General features: G+C 58.2%; 25 protein-coding genes. 17 read left to right on the forward strand and 8 right to left on the reverse strand.

What is annotated here, in order from left to right:
* The first annotated feature begins 24 nt into the window (after nt 1-24).
* From P4G45_RS05075 to P4G45_RS05095, 5 genes are read left to right on the forward strand one after another with little or no spacing between them, the layout of a single operon-like run.
* Nucleotides 25-873: a hypothetical protein gene (locus P4G45_RS05075; protein ID WP_348268590.1), complete on the forward strand. Its 849-nt coding sequence runs from the start codon at nt 25-27 to the stop codon at nt 871-873.
* Nucleotides 873-1,640 carry a c-type cytochrome gene (locus P4G45_RS05080; protein WP_348268591.1) on the forward strand — a complete coding sequence of 256 codons (768 nt, stop codon included), beginning with the start codon at nt 873-875 and terminating at the stop codon, nt 1,638-1,640. Before P4G45_RS05075 ends, P4G45_RS05080 begins: the two co-directional genes overlap by 1 nt.
* A 19-nt stretch (nt 1,641-1,659) precedes the next feature.
* On the forward strand, nt 1,660-2,301 hold the full coding sequence (locus P4G45_RS05085; RefSeq protein ID WP_348268592.1) for a Rieske 2Fe-2S domain-containing protein: 642 nt from the start codon (nt 1,660-1,662) through the stop codon (nt 2,299-2,301).
* Nucleotides 2,289-3,857 carry a cytochrome b N-terminal domain-containing protein gene (locus P4G45_RS05090; protein WP_348268593.1) on the forward strand — a complete coding sequence of 523 codons (1,569 nt, stop codon included), beginning with the start codon at nt 2,289-2,291 and terminating at the stop codon, nt 3,855-3,857. The genes P4G45_RS05085 and P4G45_RS05090 overlap by 13 nt, the downstream gene beginning before the upstream one ends.
* Nucleotides 3,858-3,869: 12 nt before the next feature.
* Entirely contained in the window at nt 3,870-4,718 is an 849-nt protein-coding gene (locus tag P4G45_RS05095) for a cytochrome c oxidase assembly protein (protein ID WP_348268594.1), read from the forward strand.
* Nucleotides 4,719-4,721: 3 nt separating this feature from the next.
* On the opposite strand, the gene uvrC is transcribed toward P4G45_RS05095, so the two are convergent.
* Nucleotides 4,722-6,716 (reverse strand): excinuclease ABC subunit UvrC, encoded by a 1,995-nt coding sequence (gene uvrC / locus P4G45_RS05100; RefSeq protein ID WP_348268595.1) that lies wholly within the window; start codon nt 6,714-6,716, stop codon nt 4,722-4,724.
* Between the two features lie 361 nt (nt 6,717-7,077).
* Here uvrC and P4G45_RS05105 point away from each other — a divergent pair, with 361 nt between their 5' ends.
* On the forward strand, nt 7,078-7,848 hold the full coding sequence (locus P4G45_RS05105) for an OmpA family protein (RefSeq protein WP_348268596.1): 771 nt from the start codon (nt 7,078-7,080) through the stop codon (nt 7,846-7,848).
* A gap of 74 nt (nt 7,849-7,922) precedes the next feature.
* Here the strand turns inward: P4G45_RS05105 and P4G45_RS05110 are convergent, their stop codons facing one another.
* Complete coding sequence (locus P4G45_RS05110) at nt 7,923-8,216, reverse strand: DUF3311 domain-containing protein (RefSeq protein WP_348268597.1); 294 nt, start codon at nt 8,214-8,216, stop codon at nt 7,923-7,925.
* On the opposite strand from P4G45_RS05110, the gene mazG reads away from it, so the two are divergent.
* The 3 genes from mazG (at nt 8,205) to menC (ending at nt 11,049) form a co-directional block, all read left to right on the forward strand.
* The gene (mazG, locus tag P4G45_RS05115) at nt 8,205-9,074 is read left to right on the forward strand and encodes a nucleoside triphosphate pyrophosphohydrolase (RefSeq protein WP_348268598.1); all 870 of its coding nucleotides are present in this window, start codon (nt 8,205-8,207) and stop codon (nt 9,072-9,074) included. The two genes, P4G45_RS05110 and mazG, sit on opposite strands and share 12 nt — an antisense overlap.
* Nucleotides 9,071-9,838, forward strand: a complete 768-nt coding sequence (locus P4G45_RS05120) for a GNAT family N-acetyltransferase (protein ID WP_348268599.1) — start codon at nt 9,071-9,073, stop codon at nt 9,836-9,838. Before mazG ends, P4G45_RS05120 begins: the two co-directional genes overlap by 4 nt.
* Before the next feature lie 80 nt (nt 9,839-9,918).
* On the forward strand, nt 9,919-11,049 hold the full coding sequence (menC, locus tag P4G45_RS05125) for an o-succinylbenzoate synthase (RefSeq protein ID WP_348268600.1): 1,131 nt from the start codon (nt 9,919-9,921) through the stop codon (nt 11,047-11,049).
* A gap of 7 nt (nt 11,050-11,056) precedes the next feature.
* Here the strand turns inward: menC and P4G45_RS05130 are convergent, their stop codons facing one another.
* Entirely contained in the window at nt 11,057-12,052 is a 996-nt protein-coding gene (locus tag P4G45_RS05130) for a hypothetical protein (protein WP_348268601.1), read from the reverse strand.
* Between the two features lie 135 nt (nt 12,053-12,187).
* Here P4G45_RS05130 and P4G45_RS05135 point away from each other — a divergent pair, with 135 nt between their 5' ends.
* Entirely contained in the window at nt 12,188-12,598 is a 411-nt protein-coding gene (locus P4G45_RS05135) for a polymer-forming cytoskeletal protein (RefSeq protein WP_348268602.1), read from the forward strand.
* 20 nt (nt 12,599-12,618) lie between these two features.
* Entirely contained in the window at nt 12,619-13,254 is a 636-nt protein-coding gene (locus tag P4G45_RS05140; RefSeq protein ID WP_348268603.1) for a class I SAM-dependent methyltransferase, read from the forward strand.
* A gap of 71 nt (nt 13,255-13,325) precedes the next feature.
* On the opposite strand, the gene P4G45_RS05145 is transcribed toward P4G45_RS05140, so the two are convergent.
* A complete protein-coding gene (locus P4G45_RS05145; protein ID WP_348268604.1) occupies nt 13,326-13,592 on the reverse strand; it encodes a hypothetical protein in 267 nt (88 codons plus the stop codon).
* A 323-nt stretch (nt 13,593-13,915) separates the two neighbouring features.
* On the opposite strand from P4G45_RS05145, the gene lnt reads away from it, so the two are divergent.
* The 5 genes from lnt (at nt 13,916) to P4G45_RS05170 (ending at nt 19,802) form a co-directional block, all read left to right on the forward strand.
* Entirely contained in the window at nt 13,916-15,547 is a 1,632-nt protein-coding gene (gene lnt / locus P4G45_RS05150) for an apolipoprotein N-acyltransferase (protein WP_348268605.1), read from the forward strand.
* Between the two features lie 12 nt (nt 15,548-15,559).
* Nucleotides 15,560-16,691 (forward strand): peptide chain release factor 2 gene (gene prfB / locus P4G45_RS05155; protein WP_348268606.1). Its coding sequence is split into 2 segments (ribosomal slippage): nt 15,560-15,628 and nt 15,630-16,691, totalling 1,131 coding nucleotides; the frame shifts between segments, so codons are not numbered across the junction.
* 69 nt (nt 16,692-16,760) lie between these two features.
* Nucleotides 16,761-17,267 carry a DinB family protein gene (locus tag P4G45_RS05160; RefSeq protein ID WP_348268607.1) on the forward strand — a complete coding sequence of 169 codons (507 nt, stop codon included), beginning with the start codon at nt 16,761-16,763 and terminating at the stop codon, nt 17,265-17,267.
* Between the two features lie 13 nt (nt 17,268-17,280).
* Nucleotides 17,281-17,721, forward strand: coding sequence for a CoA-binding protein (locus P4G45_RS05165; RefSeq protein ID WP_348268608.1), 441 nt, complete (start codon nt 17,281-17,283; stop codon nt 17,719-17,721).
* Complete coding sequence (locus P4G45_RS05170; protein ID WP_348268609.1) at nt 17,718-19,802, forward strand: thioredoxin family protein; 2,085 nt, start codon at nt 17,718-17,720, stop codon at nt 19,800-19,802. Before P4G45_RS05165 ends, P4G45_RS05170 begins: the two co-directional genes overlap by 4 nt.
* Nucleotides 19,803-19,814: 12 nt before the next feature.
* Here P4G45_RS05170 and pyrE read toward each other — a convergent pair whose 3' ends face one another.
* From pyrE to uvrA, 3 genes are all read right to left on the reverse strand, one after another.
* A complete protein-coding gene (pyrE, locus tag P4G45_RS05175; RefSeq protein WP_348268610.1) occupies nt 19,815-20,465 on the reverse strand; it encodes an orotate phosphoribosyltransferase in 651 nt (216 codons plus the stop codon).
* Between the two features lie 382 nt (nt 20,466-20,847).
* Entirely contained in the window at nt 20,848-21,798 is a 951-nt protein-coding gene (locus P4G45_RS05180; protein ID WP_348268611.1) for a type II CAAX endopeptidase family protein, read from the reverse strand.
* Complete coding sequence (gene uvrA / locus P4G45_RS05185; RefSeq protein WP_348268612.1) at nt 21,795-24,881, reverse strand: excinuclease ABC subunit UvrA; 3,087 nt, start codon at nt 24,879-24,881, stop codon at nt 21,795-21,797. The genes P4G45_RS05180 and uvrA overlap by 4 nt, the downstream gene beginning before the upstream one ends.
* Before the next feature lie 234 nt (nt 24,882-25,115).
* Here uvrA and P4G45_RS05190 point away from each other — a divergent pair, with 234 nt between their 5' ends.
* Nucleotides 25,116-25,286 carry a hypothetical protein gene (locus P4G45_RS05190; RefSeq protein ID WP_348268613.1) on the forward strand — a complete coding sequence of 57 codons (171 nt, stop codon included), beginning with the start codon at nt 25,116-25,118 and terminating at the stop codon, nt 25,284-25,286.
* Nucleotides 25,287-25,328: 42 nt separating this feature from the next.
* On the opposite strand, the gene P4G45_RS05195 is transcribed toward P4G45_RS05190, so the two are convergent.
* Entirely contained in the window at nt 25,329-25,913 is a 585-nt protein-coding gene (locus P4G45_RS05195) for a hypothetical protein (RefSeq protein ID WP_348268614.1), read from the reverse strand.
* Nucleotides 25,914-25,926 lie beyond the last annotated feature (13 nt).

The raw sequence follows: 25,926 nt of genomic DNA on the forward strand, positions 1-25,926 counted from the left end.
TGAATAACGCTCGAAAGGTACTCGATGTCAGTCTCTGAATCGGAACACGGACAAGACCATAAGGGAGTGGTGCATCTGCCCACGCCTACCTCATGGCCTATCGTTCTCTCGCTCGGCATTACGCTGCTGCTTGCGGGACTCGTGACGAGTTGGGTCATCAGCGTGCTTGGTGTAGTGCTGATCGTGCCATCGACTATTGGCTGGTTTCGTCAGGTATTGCCGCATGAGCAACACGAGGCAGTGCCGGTCATCACGCGGGTCGAAGCTATTACCTCCCGGCGCATTAATGTCATCCGTATCCCTCTTAGCGAAGACCATAGGCAGGTGCTGCCTTATGAGACCTACACCATTCTGGCTGGGGTAAAGGGCGGCATTGCCGGCGGTATCGCCATGATTGTGCCGGCGACACTCTACGGTCTTATCCGCTACCACAGCATCTGGTATTCAATGAATCTACTGGCTGCGGGAGGCTTTGTAAGCTGGGCCAATGCGAGCAATGCCTTTCTGTCGGCCTTTCATCCGGAGGGATTTCTCGCTGCGTTGGCCATTCACGTTGTTACCTCGCTGCTGGTGGGGTTACTTTACGGCGCAATGCTCCCCATGTTTCCCTGGAAGCCGATCTTCACTGCGGGTTTCGCCGCTCCGTTTCTCTGGACAGGAATTCTTTACAGCGCACTTGGCGTCATAAGCCCGATTCTCGATCAACGCATCGACTGGCTATGGTTCGTCCTTTCGCAGATTACCTTCGGCCTGGTGTGCGGCTTCGTCGTGAATCTGCAGGTGCGCGTGCGAACCGACCAGTTTCGCTCCTTGCCATTCAGTGTTAGAGCCGGCCTCGAAGGCGCTCACAAGAGAGATGGGGAGGACGAATAATGAAAGCGAATTCTCTCTTGTCTCTCGTTGCAGTTTCGCTGTTGACCTTCGCTAGCTTCGGTTGCAATAGCGCTCCTGGACGTCCAAAGGCTGAACCCGAGATTCCTCGCCCTGAAGAGGTCCACGATTTCGCCACCCTCTATAAGCAGAATTGCGCGGCATGTCATGGGGAAAACGGCAAACAGGGCGCAGCCATTTCCCTGGCGAACGCCGAATATCTGTCAGTGGCTGGAGAAGACACGCTGCTTCGCATCACAGCAAAGGGTGTGCCCGGTACGCTGATGCCTCCATTTGCGAAGAGCGCAGGCGGCATGCTGACCGATCAGCAGATTCGGGATCTCGTTGACGGCATGATGCATCAGTGGGGTAAGCCTGACGCCATCACCGGCCAGAACGCTCCTTCCTATGCGGCAACCGGTGCGGGAGACGTTCAGCAGGGGCAGCAGGTCTTCACCACTTACTGCGCTAGCTGCCATGGTGCCGATGGCACAGGGCTGACAACTAAAGATGCAGGCGCGAAAGTCAGTCATGGCTCCATCGTTGATCCTTCTTATCTTGCTCTTGTAAGTGATCAGAGTTTACGCACGACCACGATTGTGGGCCTGCCCAGCCAGGGAATGCCGGACTGGCGCGGCGATGTTCCGTCCCATGCCATGACCGACAAAGAAGTAACAGACGTAGTCGCATGGCTGGCTTCGCATCGGACGCAGTTTCCCGGCCAGCCCTATCCGAATCCGACAGTCCCAGCAGCACCGCATCAGCAGTAATGGCAACATGGAGACATTGATGAACGAACACCATAGTGATCGCCTGACTGGCGATTTGAGCCCGGAAGAGAACAAGTTGCAGAGTGAGCCGAAGAGCGGACCCAAAGATCATTCCCGACGGGTCTTCCTCTTCAAATTGTCCTTGCTGCTCAATGGCGCCGTGGGCGTGGTGCTCGCCGTACCCATCGTCCGCTACCTGCTTGGTCCGATGGTCGAAAAGAAGAGTGCCTATCATTCCTGGATTGCGTTGGGGAACGTCGATGATTTCCCCGAAGGTGAAACGCGGTTGGCCGACTATCGCAATCCAACGACCACGCCATGGGACGGTGATACCGGCAAGGTTGCCTGCTGGGTGCGCCGTTTGTCGGGAAATCAGTTTCAGGTTTTTGCCATCAACTGCGCGCATCTCGGATGCCCGGTGCGATGGTTCGCCGAATCGAAGCTCTTCCTTTGCCCCTGCCATGGGGGTGCCTACTATCAGGATGGATCGCGCGCAGCCGGGCCGCCGGAACGTGGTCTCTTTGAATACAAATACAGAGTGGCTGGAGCCAAACTCATGATTAACGCTGGCGAATTGCCAACGCTTTCAACCCCAGCCAGCGCGAAGAATGCCAACTTCGTTCCATTGGATAAAGTCGGGTGCGCATCATGGCAGAGCTAAAGAAGAACGGGCTCCAGAAGACCGGTATTGAAGTATACGAATGGTTTGAGCATCGTCTCGGCCTCGCCAAGCCAGCTTTAGAAGCTGCGGCGCATCCGATTCCGGCGAGCAGTGCAAGCTGGTGGTATGTCTTCGGAAGTGCGGCAACTGTGCTGTTTGTGTTGCAGATCATGACCGGCATCCTGCTGGCGCTGGTCTACACGCCGTCGGCAAACCATGCGTGGAGCAGCCTGCAGTTCCTCAACAACAATGTCGAGCTGGGCTGGTTCCTGCGCGCGTTGCATGGGTGGGGATCGGACTTCATGATCGCCATTGTGCTCATCCACATGGTGCAGGTTTTCATGTTCGGGGCGTACAAGTTTCCCCGCGAGCTTACATGGATCATTGGAGTGTTTCTTCTGCTCCTGACCCTTGGCATGGCCTTCACGGGACAGGTCCTGCGCTTCGATCAGGATGCCTATTGGGGTCTCGGCATCGGCGCTTCCATCATGAGCCGTGTGCCGATTATCGGCGCTCCTCTTGTGCACTTCATGCTGGGCGGTCCCATCATTGGCAGCGCGACGCTCTCGCGCTTCTTTACGCTGCATGTCTTCGTCATTCCGGGTCTCTTGCTGGCTGGCGTCGCGCTCCATCTTCTGATGGTGCTGCGGCTCGGAATCAACGAGTGGCCGATGCCCGGCCGAATCGTTCGCAAGGCCACGTATGAGGCGGAATACCATAAGCTCACCGAGAAAGATGGAATCCCCTTTGTACCGGATGGGGCATGGAAAGACGCCATCTTTGCCGCAGCCATTATCCTGGCGGTTATGGCTTGTGCCTTCTTCTTCGGCCCCTTCGGCCCAACCGGCCAGCCTGACCCCACCATCATCCAGACGACACCGAAGCCGGATGCTCCGTTCCTTTGGCTCTTTGCCATTCTCTCCCTTCTGCCGCCGAGCATGGAGACGCCGGTTATCCTGATTGCGCCAGTGCTGATCATCGGAGCCATGCTTCTGCTTCCACTGGTAGCAGGCGAAGGCGAAAAACACTGGAGCCGCCGCCCGGTCGCCGTGCTGATGGTCTCAGTCATCGCGGTCTCGCTAGGTATCTTCACCCGTCTTGGCACCACGACTCCATGGAGCCCGGTGATGAATGCGTGGAGCAGCGATGCGGTCCCTACGAAGTATCTCCATGAGCGGACACCGCTGGAGCGGCAGGGTGCTCTCGTCTTTCAGGACAAGCAGTGCCGCAATTGCCACGAGGTTGGTGGTGAGGGTGGAAGGAGAGGCCCCGAACTCGATTCCGTTGCAACCCGTTTGACGGAAGACCAGTTGGTGCGTCAGGTACTGCAGGGAGGCGGCAACATGCCTGCTTACGGCAATGCTCTCAGTCCTGCGGAGACCACGGCGCTCGTCGCCTTCCTGAAGACCTTGAACGGCAACGACCTCAGGCCTGCGCAGGATGCCTCGCGCGTTCTGACTGGTGAGAACCCTCCGAATGCGACCGTTCCCGGTGAGAAGAGACCATCGGGTCAATCACACCTGTCGAAGGAAGTTCCCGCGCAGGGGAAACCGTAGAAATGCCGTTGTATGGCCGCTGATATCCAGTCCACCTTCGATTCCTGGGAGCCGTCCTACTGGCTTTCGACAATGGTAGTGGTTACTGCCATTGTGTACTTTCGGGGATGGCTGGCGATCCGCAAGACGAGGCCAACGCAATTTCCTCCGTGGAGGCTCGGCATATTTCTGTCGTCCTTGGCAGTTTTATGGCTGGCCATTGGGTCGCCCATGGACGAATTTGCCGATGCGATGCTCAGTGCGCACATGATCGAGCATCTGCTGCTGATGTCGGTCGTGCCGCCGCTTGCGTTGCTGGGTAATCCGACGGTGCCACTGCTGCGCGGGCTGCCGCGCTGGGTGCTCAAGTATTTGATCGGCCCGCTGCTACGTATTCGGAGTCTACGGAAGTTTACCCACTGGCTAACCCGGCTGCGAGTGGCATGGCTCATTATGAACGTCATCTTTCTGGCGTGGCATGTGCCAGCCGCTTACGACTTTGCCCTTGAGCATGAAGGCTGGCACATCGTCGAGCACATGTGTTTTCTCTCTGCATCCCTCATCTTCTGGTGGCCGATTATCCGGCCATGGCCTACAGGCAGACGCGTCTACACCTGGGGACTGATTCTCTACCTCTTGTCAGCAGACGTAGTTAACACCGGGCTGTCTGCCTTCCTCGCCTTCTGCACCCGTCCCATGTATCCGTATTACCTGGCGGAGCCAAACCCGTTTCACATGAGCCCGCTTGCAGACCAAGTACTCGGAGCCGTCATCATGTGGGTCATGGGCTCTCTCTTCTTTCTTGTTCCCGCCATGTACATCACGCTTAAGCTCATCAAGCCGGAGCGCGCTCGTACGCGCTACAGCGAATACGGGATATAGCGTTCAGTTCAACACAGGCAACACGGCATTGTCTGACGCTTCCGGCGATGTTTCATCGAAGTGCTTGCGAATCCGTTCAGCGGTCGCAGCATTCACCACCGCCGTCAATGCATCCGGTCCTGCCTGCCTGATTCCGCGCACGCTGCCGAAGTGTTCGATCAGGCGCTGTCGCGTCCTCGGCCCCACACCGGGAATCGCCAGGAGTTCGCTATCGCGGTCGCGCATCTCTCTGCGCTTGCGATGATAGGTAACTGCAAACCGGTGGCTCTCATCGCGGATCTTCTGCATCAGGTGCAGCACCGGCGAGCGGCGGTCCAATACCACCGGCTCATTCTCCTGTCCATAGACATAAATAATCTCTTCGCGCTTCGCAATCGACGCCAGTGGCTGAAGCGTGATGCCAATCTCCTCCAGCGCTGCATACGCCGCATGAAGTTGTCCAAGGCCGCCATCAATCAGAATGAGAGAAGGGAAGGGCTTCTTGTCCTCCTGCAATCGCTTATAGCGCCGCTGGATCACCTCGCGCATACTCGCGAAGTCATCGACACCAACGACTGTCTTCACCTGAAACTTGCGGTAGTCGGACTTCTTCATAGCTCCGTCCTCCCACACCACCATGGAGGCCACCGTCTCCGCGCCCTGAATGTGCGAGATGTCGAAGCACTCGATGCGCCGCGGCAACTCTTCCAGCGTCAGCGCGTCCTGCAACGCCTCCTGAATCGCCTTCATACCGGGTTGCAGCACACGAAAACGTTGATCGTACGACTGCTTCGCATTCTGGCATACCAAGTCGACCAACGACCGCTTTTCACCACGCTGCGGTACCAAGATCTCAACACGCTTTCGCGTACGTTCCGACAGCATCTCGGCAAGAACCGTGCGGTCGGGGAACTCGACCGGCGCCAGAACGGATCGCGGCACATAATTCTGATCGAGATAAAGCTGCTTCAAAAACGCAGAGAAGAAGACTGACGCATTGAACGCAGCGCCCAACTCCGATACAGGGGCGTACTGCACGAGCTCCGCCCCCTCACCAATCTCCGGCGCCGTTACCGAAGGATCCGGTTCAATTCGCGGCGATGCTTCAACCTCATCCTTTTCCGCGGTCAACTCATTCAGCGTCTCTGACAGAAACTCCGGCAGGTCTTCCCAGAAGAAATCGCGGCGGTCGACGATCTTTCCATTGCGCATATGGAAGAGGTTCACAGCGAGCATTTCATTCTCGTAGTGATAGCCGAAGACATCGGCGTCTTCGTTGTCGGTGGTTGCGATTCTCTGCTTGTCGTTCATCTGATGAACAGTCACAATCTGGTCGCGCAACCGTCCCGCCAGCTCGAATTGTTCTGCTTCGGCTGCTTCCTCCATGCGTTGCGTCAGCGATCGCTCCAGCTCATCCGTCCTCCCTTCGAGAAAGAGTTGCACATCGCGGATCGTTTCTTTGTAAATCTCCGGGGTTGTTAATCCTTCAACGCAGGGCCCAAGGCACCGCTTGATGTAGTACTGCAGGCACGCTCGCGGGTGATAACGCGACAAGTCAACCTTGCAACTAGGAATAAGAAAGCTGCGATGAATCAGGTCCACCAGGCGGTAAGCCAGGTTTCCCGGAAAGTAAGGTCCAAAGTAAGCGGAGCCATCCTTCTTCAATCGCCGCGTTACGAAGACCTTCGGATAACGATCATGCAGCGTCAGCTTGATATACGGATAGGTCTTGTCGTCGCGCAGCAGAATATTGAATCTCGGCTTCTTCTGCTTGATGAGATTGTTTTCGAGCGCGAGCGCCTCATGCTCGTTGGCGACCGTGATGTACTCCACATCCACGGCCTCGCGCATCAGGGAGCCGGTCTTCGCATTCGCCTGCGAGGCCTCCAGAAAGTAAGACCGCACCCGCGCCCGCAGGTTCTTCGCCTTGCCGACGTAGATGACCTCACCCTCGGCGTTCTTATAGAGGTAGCAACCCGGCTGGGTGGGAATCGTCCGAATTTTCTGGTAGAGGTCCATGCTTAATGCAGCTTCGTATCCCGGTTGCCAGACGTCTTAACTTTACTCGCCAGCACTAGCCAGTGCGACGACCTAGCCTCCATGGGTTAATCCTGCCCGTCGCTTATAAACGCAACAGTTTCTCTTATCGCATCGGACTCCAACCCATCGTAGACCGACTCGGATGCGCAAATGGCGCCGAGTACATTTGACGCGTTTCTCTGTCAAAAGTTCCCGGCTTTTCGGGCTTACGACACCGGCCGCGATCGGAGGCGGGTTCAAATAGTTGAAAACAAATTGGTTATCGTTACCTCGATTTGGCAGATGAATTGCAATGATGTATGTGTTGAGGATTGTCACAAATCAACAGGAGATGAAACCAATGAGCTCCAATATGGGATCACCTAGTACCGAAGCAAAGATCAAATCTGCCTGTACGGTTTTTCTCGCCAGCGCCTTTATTGTTGCCTGCACAGTCGGATGCTCCAGCAAGAACTACGTTCGCTCCCAAGCGGCCCCGATCGTCCAGCAAACCAACGAACTTGACGCCAAAACCGCTGCCGACCATCGCAACATTGTCGACACCGACGAGCGCGCCCAAAAGGGCATTGCCGGGGCTCAGACCGCTGCCGAGACTGCCGATCAGCATGCTGTTGCTGCTGGTCAAGCCGCCAGCACGGCTAATCAGTCCGCGCAGGAAGCCTACAACCGCGTCGATAGCCTCAGCGGCGTCGTCGCAAATCTAGACAACTACAAGCCTCTCTCGGATGTAGATGTCACCTTTCGCTTCGACAAGGCTGTGCTTACTTCGTCGGACAAAAAGAAGCTCGATGATTTTGCGGCGAATCTAACCAGCGCTCGCGGCTACATCCTGGAGGTAACTGGAGGCACCGACTCTACCGGTGATGCCAACTACAACTACCAGCTCAGCCAGCGCCGCGCAGATGCCGTCGTGAACTATTTGGCATCGAAGTACAACATCCCGCCGCATAAGTTCTATCTGATCGGGATTGGTAAGGACCAGGCAGTTGCCAGCAACCGCACCGCCGCAGGACGTGCACAGAACCGCCGCGTCAATATCAAGCTGATGTCGAACATGGCTAACCAGCCGACCAGCGCTGCTGCTCCCGCACAGCCGAATGGTCAGTTGTAAGGAAGTAACAAGTTGGTGGTGTAATCCTGCAAATAAGATCAAGCGCCTGCCCGAACAGCAGGCGCTTGATCTTTTTATTCTTTGAATTTCCAATACACAACGCCCAGCAATGCAGACGCTGCGATGACCCACGCAAACTGGTACCAGTAGAAAAAAGGAAATCCCCACAGCGCAGGTGTAGCGCGCGCGTACATCTGCGGAAAGCACAGTCCCAGATAAGGTAGTACAAGCAACAGCAGCCACCATCTGCGCTGCTTCGGCTGAGCTTTCAATTCACCGCGTTCTTCCATATGCTGCAAAGCATAACGCATAATTTGCGTACAAGAAACTGCGCATAAATCAAGTAAAGTGAAGCCATGGACGAGCACACCGCAGAACTAATCCACGACCAACCGGCTCCATCCAGCGCAGAAGCTATGGCCGAAGCAATCTCTATCATGGCGCGTCTGCGTGGCCCAAATGGCTGCCCCTGGGACCGTGAGCAGACCTTCGATTCCATCAAGCGGCACACGCTGGAGGAGACCTACGAGGTCTTCGACGCGATCGAGCGCCGCGCATGGCCCGACCTGAAGGACGAGCTTGGGGACCTGCTCCTGCAAGTCCTCTTTTACGCTCAGATGGCCTCAGAAGCTGGCCACTTCACCATCGCCGATGTTGCGGCCAATCTCAACGCCAAGCTCATTCGCCGTCACCCGCATATCTTCGGCGACGTGCAGGCTGCCGACTCCGACACTGTCCTTCGCAACTGGGAGCAAATTAAGCGCGCAGAGAAAGCGGCATCGTCCAGCACACAGTCCCCCATCCCATCGTCATTGATGGACAATATTCCGCGCACTATGCCCGCGATGCTGGAGGCCACCAAACTCGGTTCACGCGCTGCCAAAGTTGGCTTCGATTGGCCCAACGTAGACGGACTCTTCGACAAACTGCAGGAGGAGATTGCCGAGCTTCATGCCGAACTGCCAACCACCCCTGAACAGCCCGTATCTCCGGCAGTCGAGGAAGAGTTGGGCGATCTCCTCTTCACCGCTGTCAACCTTGCTCGTCATCTCAAGGTCGATCCGGAATCGGCTCTTCGCTCCTCGAACGCCAAATTTCGCCGACGCTTTGCCGCGATGGAGTGCGCAGCAGGCAGCGCGGATGCACTGGCAGATATGACACCAACGCAACTCGAAGAACGATGGAGCCACGCAAAGAACGCCACAACCACGTCGCCAGAGCCATGAATACGAGCATGCATACCGATATCCGCATTGCACCGCTCACGCGCCTTGAGGACTTTGAGCGCTGCGTCGTGGTACAACTGGAAACCTGGGGTTACGGCGACGGCGATGTCGTCCCTCGCCGTATCTTTATGGTCGCGCAGCGCATCGGTGGACAGGTGATCGGAGCCTTCGATGGAGACACTATCATCGGCTTCGTTATGTCGTTGCCCGGCTATCGTGATGGCCAACCTTATCTGCACTCCCACATGCTGGCCGTCCTTCCTGCCTATCGCGACGGAGGTTTGGGGCGCCGGCTCAAACTCGCCCAGCGCGACGATGCCATCGCCAGGGGCTTCAATCTCATAGAGTGGACCTTCGATCCGTTGGAGATTAAGAATGCATATCTCAACATCGCGCGGCTCGGCGCGATCGTGCGGCGTTACGAACCGGACTTCTACGGCCCATCATCTTCCCCGTTGCAAGGTGGCTTGCCAACGGATAGGCTATACGCGGAGTGGTGGCTTCGATCTCCCCGAGTAACCGGTCTGCTGCGCGGAGAGCCAGAGACGCTACAAATCCTCGAGCGCGTAATCGTCCCGCACACCATCTACCAGTGGAAGCAGGATGAGCAGCAGCGAAGCCTGGCACACGCGCTGCAAAGGCGAAACAGGGAGGCGCTTCAATCCGCATTCCATCGTGGGCTCACAGTCATCGGCTATGAACGGGATAGGGACGGTAATGGCTCGTTTCTTCTTGGAGCATGGAACGAACCTGATGAAGCTTGAAAAATTGTTTGTAAATTAACCTTCCCAAAGCGATCACGCAACATCCACTCACATCAAAATCTGCGAAAGACAGGAATCACATGTTCAAGATCGATGCCATCCATCTGCGTGAGATCAACTTGCCGCTCGCTCATCCGTTCGAGACCAGCTTCGGCCTCACCACCGGCCGCCGCATCTTGTTGGTTGAACTTGAATCTGACGGACTGACAGCATGGGGTGAATGTGTCGCTGGCGAGCATCCTTATTTCAGCGACGAGATGATCGACACAGCGTGGATCATTACTGAGTCGGAACTGGCACCACGCCTTCTGGATGCAGAGTTGGAGGGTGGTGGAAGTTGTCCGGAGATCTTCCGGCAAGTCCGCGGTCATCGCATGGCCAAGGCTGCGCTCGAAAATGCCGTCTGGGATTTAGAAGCCCAAAGCGAACGAGTACCGCTGGCACAGCTTCTTGGCGGTACGCGCACGGTCATCGCCTGCGGAGTTTCGATCGGCATTCAGCCGTCCATCGAACAACTGATGGACAACATCGCCACTGAACTCGCCGCGGGCTATCAGCGCATCAAGCTCAAGTGCAAACCTGGTTGGGACACCCGCGTCTTTGAAGCGGTGCGTGCACGCTGGCCTGAGATCACATTGAGCTGCGACGCCAACTCCGCCTATCGGATGAGAGACTTCGACCACATCGCCAGTTGGGATCAGTTCGACCTGCTCATGATTGAGCAGCCTCTCTGGTACGACGACTTCTACTTCCACTCCATGCTGCAGAAGCGCCTCGAGACTGATCTCTGCCTTGACGAATCCATCCGCAATCGCCGTGATGCTCTCGCCGCGATCGACATGGAGTCCTGCCGCATTATCAACATCAAGGTGGGCCGTGTAGGCGGTTTCAGCGAAGCCATTGCCGTGCATAATGCCGCAGCCGAGCGCGGCATTCCTGTCTGGTGCGGCGGGATGCTGGAGACAGGCATCGGGCGCGCCCACAACATTGCACTCTCTTCGCTCTCCAACTTTTCGCTCCCCGGCGACGTGTCCTCCTCCAGTCGCTACTGGTCGCAGGACATCATCGAGCCGGAAGTTACAGTCAACAAAAAGGGAGAGATTGTCGTTCCAACCTCAACAGGCAGCGGCTACAACATACATCGCGAGCGAATCGAGGCGCTGACGGTTCGTCGGCAAACGTTGCGGGCAAAGGCCCGCGTGCTCGCCTGAGTTAATTTCATTTCGTTGGCAGCGGAGTGTCCAGCAGCATCCGCACGGCGTCCTGATAGCCTAGCGGGCCTGCCAGCGTCTGGAATGAGCCCGCGTCGACATTGGTATGAACGTGGATGGTCTTCACCATCAGGGCACGCACGCTGAGGTCCTCTTTGAACTGCGTAAAAATCCACCGATTGCCACCGGCAATTGCCTGCTCCAGAAGAAGGTGGCCATCAGGATAGATATGCGCCAGCATTCCCCACCCAAAATTGACTGCACGAAAAATAGTCCCTTCCATGCGAACGACCTGACGGCTCTTCGCATCGATCCACACGCGCCCTTCTAGGCCCGTCAGCGCCTGCGCGGGTGTGCTGGGCGGTGAAAACTTTGGATTGGGCTTGCAGTCGAGCACAATCTCCACCCCGACGCCATTCCTGCTCGTCTGCGGTTGCCCCGGCGTATAGGTGTAGATCATAGCGTCAGGCATCAACCGAATTAGCTGATCGGCAAGCTTCCTTCCTTCCTCCTCGTTTTTAACGTGTTTAAAATAACTCGATGGCGATGCGATCATGTCGTTCAGACGCTGCCGTTCTGCCTTGTCATCGTCCTCGGTTAACGGTCGGCCGTCTTTCAAAATCAATCGTGCGACAGACCCATCTTTACTTTCAATGACATCGCGGACCTGGTCTCCCTTCGCGTCGATTACATGCATTCGATACCGCAGGTACGAGTTTGAATGATGAAGGTCCTTCAATTCGTTCGCGGCCGCATCGACCGCCCAGGAACGTGGCGACGCCGCCAACGGGGTCCCCGCCATGCCGAGCATGCTTTCAGACGCGCTTTGGGCGGCGGCCACCGACACAGTCAGGCAGGCGCAGAATCCCAATAACGCCACCCTAGCCCAGTTCCGCTTCGACAAATGCCCTCCAATGGCCCGCGGCATCAACGGATGAAACGAAACATCGTCACTCTCGCCCACTGCATCGCTCGTCAACTCTACTCCCCATTTCGCCGCCACCCATTAATGGTGTCCTAAGTCAGACGTGTGAAGCCGGTGCAAAGTTTACTCAGTTTGCCTCATAACATAGGCTTGGGTATAGTTCGGGCAAGACCTACTTGCAGCAGACAGCATCCCTCAGGAGAGCAAAGTCGAATGAATCCACCAGAAAATTCCACAGTGATCGGTAAGTCGGTCGTAGTTCGCGGAGATATCTCCGGCAAAGAAGATCTTTTTCTGGACGGCGACATTCAGGGTAATATCAACCTGTCTGAAAATAGGTTGACCCTCGGACCAGACGCGCTCATCGTCGCCGACGTTACCGTCCGCGACCTCGTCGTCTTCGGCAAGCTTACCGGAAATATTTATGCCACGGGACGTGTCGATCTGCGCCAATCCGCATCCGTTATAGGAGACATTACTGCTGGCCGACTCTCCATCGAAGAGAGCGCCATGCTCAAAGGACACGTTGAGTTAAAAGCCGTTGAGGCACAGCCAACTGCTGTCTCACAGAGGACTTCTCCTGTCGCTTCATCTAAACCTCTCGTCCTGCAGCCGAAGTCCTAAACAGAAAGGGAAGCGGGCGTATGCGCAACCTCTTCAGCAGCGATAGTACAAGCGGCGCCAAGGGCACTGGCGGCAACCGTGTGCCGCGTCATTCCAGCGGATGGAAGGAGCTGCTCAAGCATCTGAGTACGCAGGAATCGCTGCGTGTTCTCGATATCGGCCCCACTTCGTCAACGAACATCAACTACATCACCAGCCTCGGCCACAGCATCTATATGGCGAATTTAGTCGAAGAGGCCGCCAAGCCAGAGTGGATCATCCCCGCTGAAGGCGACAAGGCTGCCAGCTTCGACGTCGAAGGATTTCTCAAGTCCAACCTCAATTTTTCCGGTCGGATGTTCGACGTTGTCATTCTCTGGGACACGGCGGATTACCTGCCTGAATCTCTGCTGGTCCCTGTATTCTCGCGCATTCACGATGTATTGCAGCCCGGCGGCCTGATGCTCGCGTTCTTCCACGCGTCGCCCGACGCTGAGGCAGCGTTCAATCGTTACCATCTCACCGAGACCGATGTTATCGAGATGCAGCGTGCAGGAAGTTATCCTCTGCTCAACGTCTATAGCAATCGAAAGATCGAGAATCTGTTGAGCGGCTTTAGTAACTTTCGTTTCTTCCTCGCGAAGGACAGTTTGCGCGAAGTTATTATTACCCGCTAATCCATTACGCAAAGAAGAAGCGCAAGCACTCGAATCACTGTGATTGCGCTTCTTCCATCAATTTCAGGTAGTTACCCCTTTGGGTTTTGCTTCCGGCGTTCTGCCCAGCGCTTTTTCATAGCATCCGCGATCCGCTTGCGGCCTTCAGGGCTCAGCTTGCGTTTCCGTGGAGTTACGGTCTTCGTAGCTGCCACTGCAGTCTTGACGGCGGCCTTACGTCCCTTGGGGCGGCCTGGACCCTTCGATGCAGTCTGTGCCGTTCCCGCGAGCAGCGTGCGTGCCTGCTGTAACTTTGATATCTGCGCGTCTATCTCAGCAATAATTCGGCTTACTTCCACTTGTTACCTCCTCTGGGCATCGAATCAATCCAATCACTCGGTCCAGTGGTATCTATAACTCGAATGTCTGCAATGCCACCTTCGACGATACAGAAGTAGCTATTGGCTTGCAAATAATTTGTAAGTGCATTTCATTTTTTACACATGCTGCGAAGGCACTCAATGTAGACAACATCTTCCGCCACGACAGTCCGCGGGCAATCGTGCGATCACGCGCGAGAATGTCTAAACGTATTCCAGCAGCATTCTGTTTTGGTCGTATAAAAAAGCCGGGATGCTAGACTTCATCTGCGATGCGACAAATCCCTCTGCGGCTGTGGCTTATGGCCGCACTTTCCGGCGTTCTTCAGGTCCTGCCATTTCCTATTGCTGGACCGACCCCACTCTGGCGAACTGCTTTCTGCTGGTTCGCGCTTCTTCCACTTCTCTGGGCGCTCCTTGGTAATAGCAAGGCGAGAAGCGCCCTCAACTTAAGACAGGGAGCAGCCCTTGGTTATCTCTGCGGCTTCGTCTGGTATCTCGGTAACTGCTATTGGATTTATCAGACGATGTACCTCTACGGTGGTCTGGCCAAACCCATCGCCGCGGGCATCCTTGTGCTCTTCTGCTTGTATCTCGGTCTCTATCACGCGCTCTTCGCTACACTCATCGCCGCCTGCCGTCAGCGTTTCGGTCGCCAGGCCACACTCGTTCTAGTGCCCTTCGCCTGGGTCGCGGTGGAATTAGCGCGCGCACGAATCACCGGATTTCCCTGGGACCAACTCGGCATGACTCAGGTGGATAACTCCCTGCTCACGCGGCTCGCTCCAATCACCGGAGTCTACGGATTATCTTTCATCATTGCCGCAGTGAATGCGCTCTGGCTTGTACGTATTCGCATTCGAGAGCAACGATTCACCCGCCCGGTCCTCACCGCCACCGGGGTAGTTATCATCCTTCTCTACATCGCAGCGCTGCACTACTTTCACACTCCTACTTACTCCGCAACAAACGCCAAAGCCACGTTGATACAAGAAAATCTTGCCGTAGGCGCGGACAGAACCGGCCCCGAGCCAAGCGTCCCGCAACTTATCGATTCCTTCTCTCAACTTAGCCTGCATCCTCCACGTTCGCGCTGCAACGGAATTCCGGAGCTCTCCACTACCACCTGCATCGTCTTCACAACTCCGCCACAGTCTGTTCAGGAAGCCAGCGACCCTACACCAACGAACGTCGTCATATGGCCCGAATCTCCCGCGCCATTTGCCGAAGACGATCCGCAGTTCCGTTCCGGGATGTCCTCGCTGGCACGCGCTGTACACGCGCCTTTGATCGTCGACGACATCGGGATCAGCAGCAACTCGAACGCTGCCGACTCCAAGCCATTCGATCGTTTCAATTCCGCATCTTTTATTACGCCAGACGGTAATTTCGCCGCCCGCTATGACAAGATGCACCTTGTCCCATTCGGCGAATACGTCCCGTTCAAGTCCCTTTTCTTCTTTGCCGGCAGCCTTCTCGCCGAAGCGGGCGACTTATCGTCCGGGAATCACCGCACCGTATTTGCCTACGATGGCCATCACTACGGCACCTTCATCTGTTATGAATCCACATTCGCAGACGAGGTCCGCCTCTTTGTTCTCAAGGGCGCCGACGTTCTAGTCAACATCTCTGACGACGGATGGTACGGCGACACCAGCGCTCCCTGGCAGCACCTCGACATGGTGCGGATGCGGGCGATTGAAAACCATCGCTGGGTTCTTCGCGCCACTAACACAGGAGTTACCGCCGCCATCGATCCTCATGGCAGAGTCACCGCCGCCGCTCCCCGCCATATCCGCACGGCCCTTCATGTCGGCTTCGCGTACGAGCACGACATCACCTTCTACACCGCTCACGGCGACATCTTCGCCTACATCTGTGCCATCATCACCGCACTGGCCCTCGTCTTCAACCTGAAGCCGCGAATGAACTAAACTGAATACATCATGTTGAGCGACTTAGAATTCACCTACAACCCAGTTCGCGACAAAGTCCGCGACCTGCGGGAGTATCTTTGACTCGGCCCGCCTGCGCCGTGAACTAGCCACCATCGAAGAAAAAACTGCCGACCCCACCATTTGGGCTGACGCCGCGCGTTCGCAGCCGCTGATGCGCGAACGCAAGCGCCTCGAAACTCTCCTCGCCGACGATGCCGAGTTAGCACGCCGCTCCGATGACATTGAGGCCTACTTCGAACTCGCCAAAGAGGGCGAAGACACCGAGCCTGATCTCACCCGCGAGATCCCCGCTCTTATCGACTTCGCCGATAAGCTCGAATCCAAAACCATGCTCTCCGGCGAGACCGATGCACTCAACGCCATCGTCGTCGTTCACCCCGGCGCGGGTGGCACCGAATCGCAGGACTGGGCCGAGATGCTCATGCGCATGTACATCCGCTGGGCCGAGCGCCAGAATTTCAAGGTCGAGATCAACGAAGTTCAGGACGGCGACGAAGCCGGCATCAAATCGGCCACCTTCACCATCTCGGGCGACTTCGCCTTCGGGCTTCTCTCTGGTGAAACGGGAGTTCATCGGCTGGTTCGCATCTCTCCCTTTGACTCCGCAAAGCGCCGCCACACCAGCTTTGCCAGCGTCTTCGTCTCGCCGGAGATCGACGACACCATCGTCATCGACATCAAGCCAGACGACCTTCGCATCGACACTTATCGTTCCGGTGGCAAGGGCGGCCAGCACGTCAACACCACTGACTCCGCAGTCCGTATCACCCATCTTCCCACCGGCCTTGTGGCAGGTTGCCAGAACGAACGCAGCCAACACAAGAACAAGGAAAGGGCGATGAAGCTCCTTCGCTCGCGTCTCTACGAGTACGAACTCGACAAGAAGAAAGCCGTCAGCCGAAAGCTTGAAGACTCCAAGCTCGACATCAAGTTCGGCTCGCAGATTCGCAGCTATGTCCTTCAGCCCTACCGTATGGCTAAGGATCTTCGCACCCGCGTAGAAGTAGGCGATGTCGATAAAGTTCTCGACGGCGACCTCGAACCTTTCATCCGCGGCTATCTCCGTATGAGACGCGAAGGTAATTTCCCAGCCGAGATCGCTGAGGAGGAAGAAGTTTAAAAGCTCTGATTCGAGGGCCGGTGCTGGCGCATCCAATTTTGAAAGCACCAAGCGGAGGAGCCGAAGCGTATGACGAAATCCAGCGACACGCCCGATGTTCACCAGGCTTTACGCAAGCAGCTTGTAACCCTGATTCAGGGCGGGGAAGCTCATGCCACCTTCGAAGATGCGATAAAGGACTTTCCTGCTGAACTTCGTGGCAAGGTTCCAGCCCATCTCCCCTACTCTGCCTGGCAACTCCTCGAACACCTGCGCATTGCCCAGCGCGACATCCTCGACTTCAGCGCCCCTCCGACCGGTGGCTATCAGCCGCTCGAATGGCCCGATGCCTATTGGCCCAAATCACCCGAGCCGCCTTCAGCACACGCATGGGACCACTCCATTGCCGCGATCCGCAAAGATCGAGAGCACTTCGAGGCGCTCATCCAGAAGCCGGATGCTGATCTCTTCAAGCCCTTCCGCTGGGGCAACGGCCAGAACCTTCTACGTGAAGCGCTCCTCATCGCCGATCACACGGCATACCATCTCGGCGAATTCATCGTCCTTCGCCGCCTGCTCGGTGTCTGGAATAAATAAGGGGAGAGGTGCAGTGAATCAACCCGAAATCATCCGAGCCATGCTCGGCAACCCTGCTGCGAAGCCGGTCGTCATAGCAGTCATCGGCCTGTCGCCGCACCCCGACAAACCCAGCCACTTCGTTCCGGCCTACATGCAGCAGCACGGCTACCGCATCCTGCCCGTCAACCCGACGGTAGACAGCGTCCTCGGAGAGAAGTCTTACGCCTCGCTCGCCGACCTGCCCATCAAGCCCGACATCGTCAACGTCTTCCGCCTACCGCGATATATTTCTGCCATCGTCGACGAGATGCTCCAACTCGGCCTCCAGAGTCTCTGGGTTCAATCGGGCATCATCAACCTCGAAGCCGCCGCTAAAGCCGAGGCAGGCGGCATCCATGTCGTCATGGACCACTGCATCATGGTCGAGCACCGGCGAGTTCTTCCACTTTCAGCCTACAATCTAGCTAAATGAGAATTCGCTACTCCCTGCTCGCTGCGGTCTGCATTCTCTTTCCCATCCTGACTGCTCACGCGCAGCTCCCGGTAGCGGGCGACGGCGGCCCCGGCCCTGTAAAAGCCCAGCATTTGACGGCGGAACTAGTCTCAGCTTCCTCCACCATCGCTCCTGGCGGAACCGTTCAGGCCGGTCTCGTCCTCACGCTTGATCCCCATTGGCACGTCTATTGGATCAACGCAGGAGACTCCGGCGAACCGCCGAAGATCACCTGGACGCTGCCCGCCGGAGTCACTGCCAGTCCCATGCAGTTTCCGGTCCCCAGCCGCCTCCCTCTCGGCCCGCTGATGGACTTCGGCTACGAGAACGTAGCAGCCTTTCCCGTTCAACTCACCGCCGCAAAATCAGTGAAGCCGGGCAATATCCACCTCGACGCCAAGATCAGCTGGCTGGTCTGCCGTGAGGTCTGCATCCCCGGGAAGGCGCACCTCGGGCTCAATCTCACGGTGGCCCAGGACGCTGCCTCAGTTCCGCCTACGGGCGTGTTGGGAGAAGCTCTCAACCTGATCCCACGGCCGCCTCCGGCTGACGTGAAGTTCACGGTCATTGGCGGCAAATCTGATTTCGTCGTTACCATGATCAATGGTCACAGGGAGACCAGCGCAGAATTTTATCCCTTTGATGAGGACCAGATTCTGAATGCCGCGCCGCAGACAGTGGAGTCTCTGCCGAACGGCGTTCGTCTACGCGTCAAGCGGGCCGAAGATCTCGCCAAACTCCCAGCCGAGCTTCACGGCCTCGTTAAACTAAGCGCCACAAAGGCGTACGACGTGACTGCTCCAGTCACGCCAGGCGAAGTGGCTCCGGCTGTTGGCTCCAAGTCGCCGAACAGCAGCAGCGGGATCACTATCGTCACCGCAATTGGCCTCGCCTTCCTCGGCGGAATCATTCTCAATCTGATGCCGTGCGTCTTTCCCGTGCTCTTCCTCAAGGGGCTGGCGCTGGTGCAGTCCTCTGGCGAAGAACGCAGCCGCTTGCGCAGCCATGGCCTTGTCTACACGCTCGGCATCCTGGTGTCGTTCTGGATCATCGTGGCGGTCTTACTCGGGCTGCGGGCGGGCGGCGCGCAGGCTGGATGGGGCTTCCAGCTTCAGTCGCCGGTCTTCATCGCAGTGCTTGCGCTCGGGTTGTTCTTCTTCGCTCTCTCTCTTGCGGGACAGTTCGAGCTTGGCCTTTCGCTGACAAGCGTCGGCGGTGAACTGGCGCAGAAGCAGGGCTTTGCCGGCAGCTTCTTTACCGGAGTCTTGGCCACGATCGTTGCTACGCCATGCACCGCTCCGTTAATGGGAGCGGCGATCGGCTTTGCGCTCGCTCAACCGGCAGGAATTACCTTTGCCGTCTTTACCGCGCTCGGCCTCGGGCTCGCGACGCCGTATCTACTACTCAGTTTTCAGCCTGCGTGGACTCGCATTTTGCCGCGTCCAGGTCGATGGATGGAGACGCTCAAGCAACTCACCGCCGTGCCGCTATTTGCCACGGTAATCTGGCTGGCGTGGCTCTTTGGACGGCTTTACGGCCCGTCCGGCTCGCTGGATCACATGTCTTTTCTGCTGGGCGGCTTTCTTCTTGTAGCGATTGCCGGATGGATGCTGGCTCGTTGGCCTGCACGCTGGGCCTCGGCGATTGCTGCCGTCGTACTTGGTGCGCTGGCGCTTGCTACATCGCTCTATTCTCCGAAGGACACAACGCTGGTCTGGCAGCCCTACACGCAGCAGACTTTGGATCAGGCTCGTGCCGGTGGACATCCGGTTTTCATCGACTTCACGGCTGCGTGGTGCCTGAGCTGCCAGGTCAACGAACGGCTGGTGCTGCGTTCGGCGGATGTGCAGCGGCAACTTGCGGACCACAAACTGACTCTGTTGAAGGCTGATTGGACGCAGTACGACCCGGAGATTACCAAAGAGCTTGCTTCACTGAACCGGAGCGGTGTTCCTACTTACGTCATCTATCCGACTAGCCAGGCAGCTCCCGCAGATGTTCTGCCGGAGCTGCTGACCAAGGATGTAGTGCTGACTGCTATCGACCGCGACGCCCGCTAGAATAGCCGCGCGTTAGGCCTTTTTGAGGGCAATGTGGGCGGCGCGGACGTCGGTTGCGGTGTAGACGGAGAGGAAGGGTGCTCCGGCTGCGGCGGCCTCGATATGGGCTCGGCCACCTTGTTCCCGGTCGACCAGGCAGAGGACTCCCGCTACGTTCATTCCGGCTTCGCGAGCGGCTTCGATGGCCGTGATCGTTGAGCCTCCGGTTGTGCAGACATCGTCGACGATTACGACCTGCGCGCCTTGCTTGAGGAAGCCTTCGATGCGGCGTCCGGTGCCATGAGATTTCTCAGCTTTGCGGACGAGGAAGCCGTGGATGAGGGTGGGGGCTGGGTCGGAGCCGGTTTCGAGTTCCAGTTCGCTGGAGAGTTCGAGAATCTCGGCGTGATCAGCCAGAGCCCAGGCGCTGGCGCTCGCGGTGTTGGAGACGAGGGGATCAGCGCCCATGGTCAGGCCGCCTACGGCCTCGGCCTGCGGGATGTGCTGGCGGATGAGGTCATAGAGGACGAGGCCCGAGAGGCGTCCGCCTTCGGCGTGGAGCGTGGTGGTGCGGCAGTCGATGTAGTAATCGGACTTCTGGCCGCTGGCCAGGGTGAAGTCACCAAGTTTGAAGGAGAGTGTGGCGATCAGATTGAGGAGGTCAGCGCGGGCATCGTTTGGCATGGTCTTCTCGATTGTAGATGGTATCCTCCCCCCCTACTATTTTGTCGCAAAGTCTTCCATTATTGAGACTTAAGTCCGGACTTCAATTCAAAGTCTCGATTTAGCTTGCCGAGCTGCTGCAAAGTCTTCTAAATGAAGGGGTTGTTAAACAAAAAGTCCCGGTTTGAGCCGGGCGTGCTATTTAAGTTGTGTATTAAGCATAGCAAATAGGCGGAAACTCTTTTGCAGGTGAGATGTGGTTTGGTTTCAATGGATTAGATGGTGTTGGGACTTGACAGGATTTTTGCGGCATTCCTGCCCACCTTAGCGACGATAAAGCTGCCGCGAAGGTGGGGCACCCGGCTTGTGCGGTCACTGCATGGGCGAAGAGCGACGGTGTTGGTCAGTGGCCGATGCGGTCGAGGTGGCGATAGCCGCCGGTGACGATGAACAGGGCGATAAAGACCGAGAGGTTGTAGCAGGCATGCACTAGCGCGGAGCAGGCCACCGACTGGGTGCGGATGCGGACCAGGGTGAGGATGAGGGAGACGACGAAGAGGACGATGAGCGCTCCCCAGGCGTGGGCGAGCTGCTCGGCGTGAAGGAGGGCGAAGAGAAGGCTGGAGAGGATCGCGGAGAAGAGCAGACCGGCGGTGCTGAGGTTGGTCGTGGTCTGCCAGCGCTGGTGGGCGACCGGCGTACGAGGCAGGCTGAGCCAGTCGTAGGCGATGGCGAAGGCGGGCAGAAGGAAGCCGCGGAAGCAGATCTCCTCGAAGGCCGGGGCGAGCAGGGTGCCGAAGGCGGTGACCAGCCAGACGTCGGAGGGGGTGTGGAAGAAGCTGTCCATGGGGATGGACTTGGGCATGGGGATAAGGCTGGAGATGGCCTGGACGGTCCAGCCGAGGACCAGACCGAGGCCGATGAGCTTAAACGCGTTGCGGCGGACGGCGCTAAAGTTCCATTGCAGGCCGTCGGGGAACGAGCGATGCCAGAGGAGGGGGAAGAAGAACCAGGAGATGAGCAGGGTCGTGAGATAAGTCACGGCCATGGCGGCGACCAGGAGTTTGGGCTGCTGGGCGGCTGCGGCGAGCTTTTGCGCGGTGTGGATGGTGAAGAAGCCCAGAAGGGTGGCCTGTGAGATCAGCAGGACAAGTCCGGCAAAGGAGACGAAGAGGAAGGCGTGACCGAGGTGGGGGATGCGGCGGGGCGTGTAGTCCGACGAGTCGTTGGGAGTTTCTGGGAGGAACATCGTCGTCTCGTCCTCTGCTCCGGTGGGGCCGAAGGAGGGGATGGCGGGTGCCTCGGGGGAGGGTTGGTCGATGAAGGCGGAGGTGTCGAGTGGCTGTTCGCTCATGCTTTTTTCTTGCGGGGCGCTGGCTTGGACTTTGGCGCTTTCTTGGGTTTCGGCTCTGGTTTTGGAGCGCCAGCTAAGGGTACCCCGGTTTTCTTTGGTGGAACGATGAATTTGCCGCGTGCATCTTTCTTGCGGTCGGCAGCGGCGACAATATTGAGCGCCTGAGGGCCTGCATGGCTGTCGCCGTTGCGGCTGGCGAGAGCTTCTGGCGAGAGGTTGTAGTGGCGGGCAAGGAAGTTGCCGGTGAACGAGTCTGCGACGGTGGCGATCTGCTCCGGGGTGCCGTGAGCGATGATCCGTCCGCCGCCCTCACCGCCTTCGGGGCCCAGGTCGAGGATGTAATCGGCGTTGCGGATGATGTCGAGGTTGTGCTCGATGATGATGACGGTATTGCCGAGGTCGGTGAGGCGGTGGAGAACTTCGAGCAGCTTACGCACGTCATCGAAGTGGAGGCCGGTGGTCGGCTCGTCGAGCAGGTAGAGGGTGCGGCCGGTCTGCCGTTTGGATAGCTCGCGGGCGAGCTTCATGCGCTGGGCCTCGCCGCCCGAGAGCGTGGTGGCGGACTGGCCGAGATGGATGTAGCCGAGGCCAACATCGACGAGGGTTTGCAGCTTGACGTTGACGGTGGGGATGTCTTTGAGGATCGGCACGGCGTCCTCGATGGGCAGATCAAGGAGGTCGGCGATGCTATAGCCGTTGAACTTGACCGAGAGGGTCTCCTGATTGTAACGACGGCCGTTACACACCTCGCAGAGGACGTAGACGTCGGGCAGGAAGTTCATCTCGATGCGGCGCTGGCCTTCGCCCTGGCAGGCTTCGCAGCGGCCTCCCTGCACGTTGAAGCTGAAACGTCCCGGCTTGTAGCCACGCTCACGTGACTCGGGCAGCATGGCGAAGAGGTCGCGCATCGCGGTGAAGACGCCGGTGTAGGTGGCGGGGTTCGAGCGCGGCGTGCGGCCTATGGGGGACTGGTCGATCTGGATGACTTTATCGAGCTGGTCGATGCCGACGACGCGACCATGCTGGCCGGGTTCTTCGCGGCTCCCGTATAGATTTTTAGCTAACGCCCGGTAGAGAATGTCGTTGACGAGGGTGGATTTGCCCGAGCCGCTGACTCCGGTGATGACGGTCATGACGCCGAGAGGGAAGTGGGCGGTGACGTTTTGCAGGTTGTGGGAGTGGGCGTCTTCCACAGTGATCCAGTTGCCGGTAAGCTCGCGAGGCTGGGCGCGGGCGACGATTTCGATCTTTCCGGCGAGGTACTGGCCGGTGATGGACGCCGGGTTGTCCATGATCTGCTGCGGGGTACCGTCGGCGATGAGGTGGCCGCCGTTCTTGCCGGCTCCGGGGCCGAGGTCGAGGACGTAGTCGGCCTTACGGATGGTGTCTTCGTCGTGCTCGACGACGAGAACGGTGTTGCCGAGGTCGCGGAGGTTTTCGAGCGCGGTGATGAGGCGCTGGTTGTCGCGCTGGTGCAGGCCGATGCTGGGCTCGTCGAGCACGTAGAGGACGCCGCGGAGGCGAGAGCCGATCTGCGTGGCGAGGCGGATGCGCTGGCCTTCGCCGCCAGAGAGGGTGGCGGCGCTGCGGTTCAGCGCAAGGTAGCTGAGGCCGACGGCGTTGAGGAATTCGAGGCGCTCGATGATCTCGCGCTGAAGGCGGTCGGCGATGATGCGGTCGCGTCCGGTGAAGTGCATGGCGCGGGCGTGACTGAGGGCGCGGTCGAGTGGAAGGGCGGTGAAGTCGGCGATGGAGAGACCGTGGCGCTGGTCATTTGTCACCCCACTCGTTGCAGGATGAGACCCTGCGATGAATGGGGCACCCGATGTGGTGGCGGGGACGGGGATGGTAACGGCGAGGGACTCCGGGCGCAGGCGTTTGCCGTGGCAGCGCGGGCAGAGGGTCGCCGACATGTACTGCATCATGTACTCGCGGTAGCCCTCGGATTTGGTGTCTTCGAGGTTGCGGCGGAGGTAGTCGAAGATGCCGTGGAAGCCGGTGCGGCTGGCTTCGGCTTTTGGGGGGCCGTAGAGGAAGAGGTTCTGCTGCTCGGCGGTGAGGTCTTCGAAGGGAAGCTTGAGGCTGATCTTGTATTTTTCGGCGGCGAGCTTGATAAGGCGCAGGAGATAGGCGGAGCCGCTGCCGGGGCCCATGGCTCCGTCGAGCAGGGGCTTGGACCAATCGGTGATGGTCTTGGCGGGGTCGAAGTCGTAGATGCTGCCGAGGCCGTGGCACTCGGGGCAGGCGCCGTAGTTGGAGTTGAAGGAGAAGCTGCGGGGCTCGAGACGGGGGACGTTGATGCCGCAGTCGGGGCAGGCCATCGAGGAGGAGTAGAGCGTTTCGTCCATGCCCTGAATGCCGATGAGGACGAGGCCGTTGGCCATCTGCAGAGCTTTGAGGACGCTGGTTTCGAGGCGGCGCGTGTCGAACTTGGTTTCGCCGGGGATGTGTTTGAGAATGATGCGGTCTACGACGGCTTCGATGGTGTGGTTCTTGCGCTTTTCGAGGCGCATTCCGTCAGTGAGCTCGGTCATCTCGCCGTCGATGCGGGCGCGGAAGCCCTGCTGGTCGAGGGCTTCGAGCTCTTCACGGAATTCGCCTTTGCGGCCACGAACGATGGGAGCGTAGACGGTGATGCGTTCGCCGGGGGAGAGAGAGGCGATGCGTTCGACGATCTGCTCGGCGGACTGGCGGGTGATGGGACGGTGGCAGTTGGGGCAGTGGGGCTGGCCTACGCTGGCGTAGAGGAGGCGGAGGTAGTCGTAGATCTCGGTGATGGTGCCGACGGTGGAGCGGGGGCTGCGGCTGGTGGTCTTCTGCTCGATGGAGATGGCAGGGGAGAGGCCGTCGATGGCGTCGACGTCGGGGCGCTCCATCTGGTCGAGAAACTGGCGGGCGTAGGCGGAGAGGGTTTCGACGTAGCGGCGCTGACCCTCGGCGTAGATGGTGTCGAAGGCGAGCGAGGACTTGCCCGAGCCAGAGAGGCCGGTGACGACCGTGAGCGTATTGCGCGGGATGCTGACGTTGACGTTGCGCAGGTTGTGCTGGCGCGCTCCGCGGACGGTGATGTGCGTGATACCCATGGATGATTGTGGCCGGTGTGGGCCAAGTCTCTAGGATACGGCATTTGGAGGGAGGGCGTGGCGCAGGGGCGGCAACCCGAAACGGGAAAAACGTATCCGAAGGAGCAATAGGGTTTGCGTTCGGGTTATTGTAATTGCCGCCGGATTTGTAACAATAGCAACGTTGAACCATTGCTGTGACGTGTCTGGATCCGTTTCTTGGGGCTCGCGGTCGGGTTGAATCAGGAGTAATTTGTGTATTCGTCGATTATGTTGATTTGCGCGGTGCTGGCTTCCCTGGCAATTGGCGTTCTGGCCGCTTATGGCGTTTGTATTGCGATGTTCAATATCTTCCGCATCCATGCGCGGCAGGTGGCGGTGAAGTCGGCCCGCGGAGTGGCTCCGGCACGGGTGGTTCAAGGCTAGATTTCCCCCCTGGCTTTATTTAGTGCGAACTTCCATCTATTTTTATTGTGGGTTTGACTGGCGCTGTTGCTGCTGCTGGCGCATGCGTTCAAGCTGCTCGTAGATCTGCTGCGGGGTCTTGACTCCGTTGGGGGCTTCTTGCGCTGGTGCGGCTGCGGTTGGTGCGGGAGCCGCATTTTCTTCGGGCTGGTTGGCTATGGGATACTGCGGGCGAACGGGCTCGGAGACGGGAGCTTCGCTGTAGCCTTCGGGATTGGGTGGCGTGGGGCCGCCGTGGCGCGGGGTCAGGATGAGTTCGGCCGGCGCGGCGGCTGTGGCCTGCATGAGCAGCATGTTGCTTTCGGTGCCGTCAAGAAGTTCGCCCAGGATTTTTGATGGGGTGGCTGGTCCGTATTGGCCGAAGACACGCTCGTCGGTGACGCCTCCGGTGATCTTCATTCCGGTTTCGTGAGCAATGTCGCGCAGAATCTGATTGAGGCTGGAGTTGTTCGCGGCGACGGTGAGTTCGCCGTTGGCGTAAGTGACCTGGGCGTGCTGCGGTGCCTGCTGCGGGGCCTGGGCTCGCAACAGCGGGGCGAAGGCAAGCGCGGCGGTGAGGATGAAGCGGAATTTGGTGGAGGACTGCATCTTGATTTGGAAG

It is taken from the genome of Edaphobacter paludis (assembly GCF_039993895.1).
Classification (GTDB): domain Bacteria; phylum Acidobacteriota; class Terriglobia; order Terriglobales; family Acidobacteriaceae; genus Edaphobacter; species Edaphobacter paludis.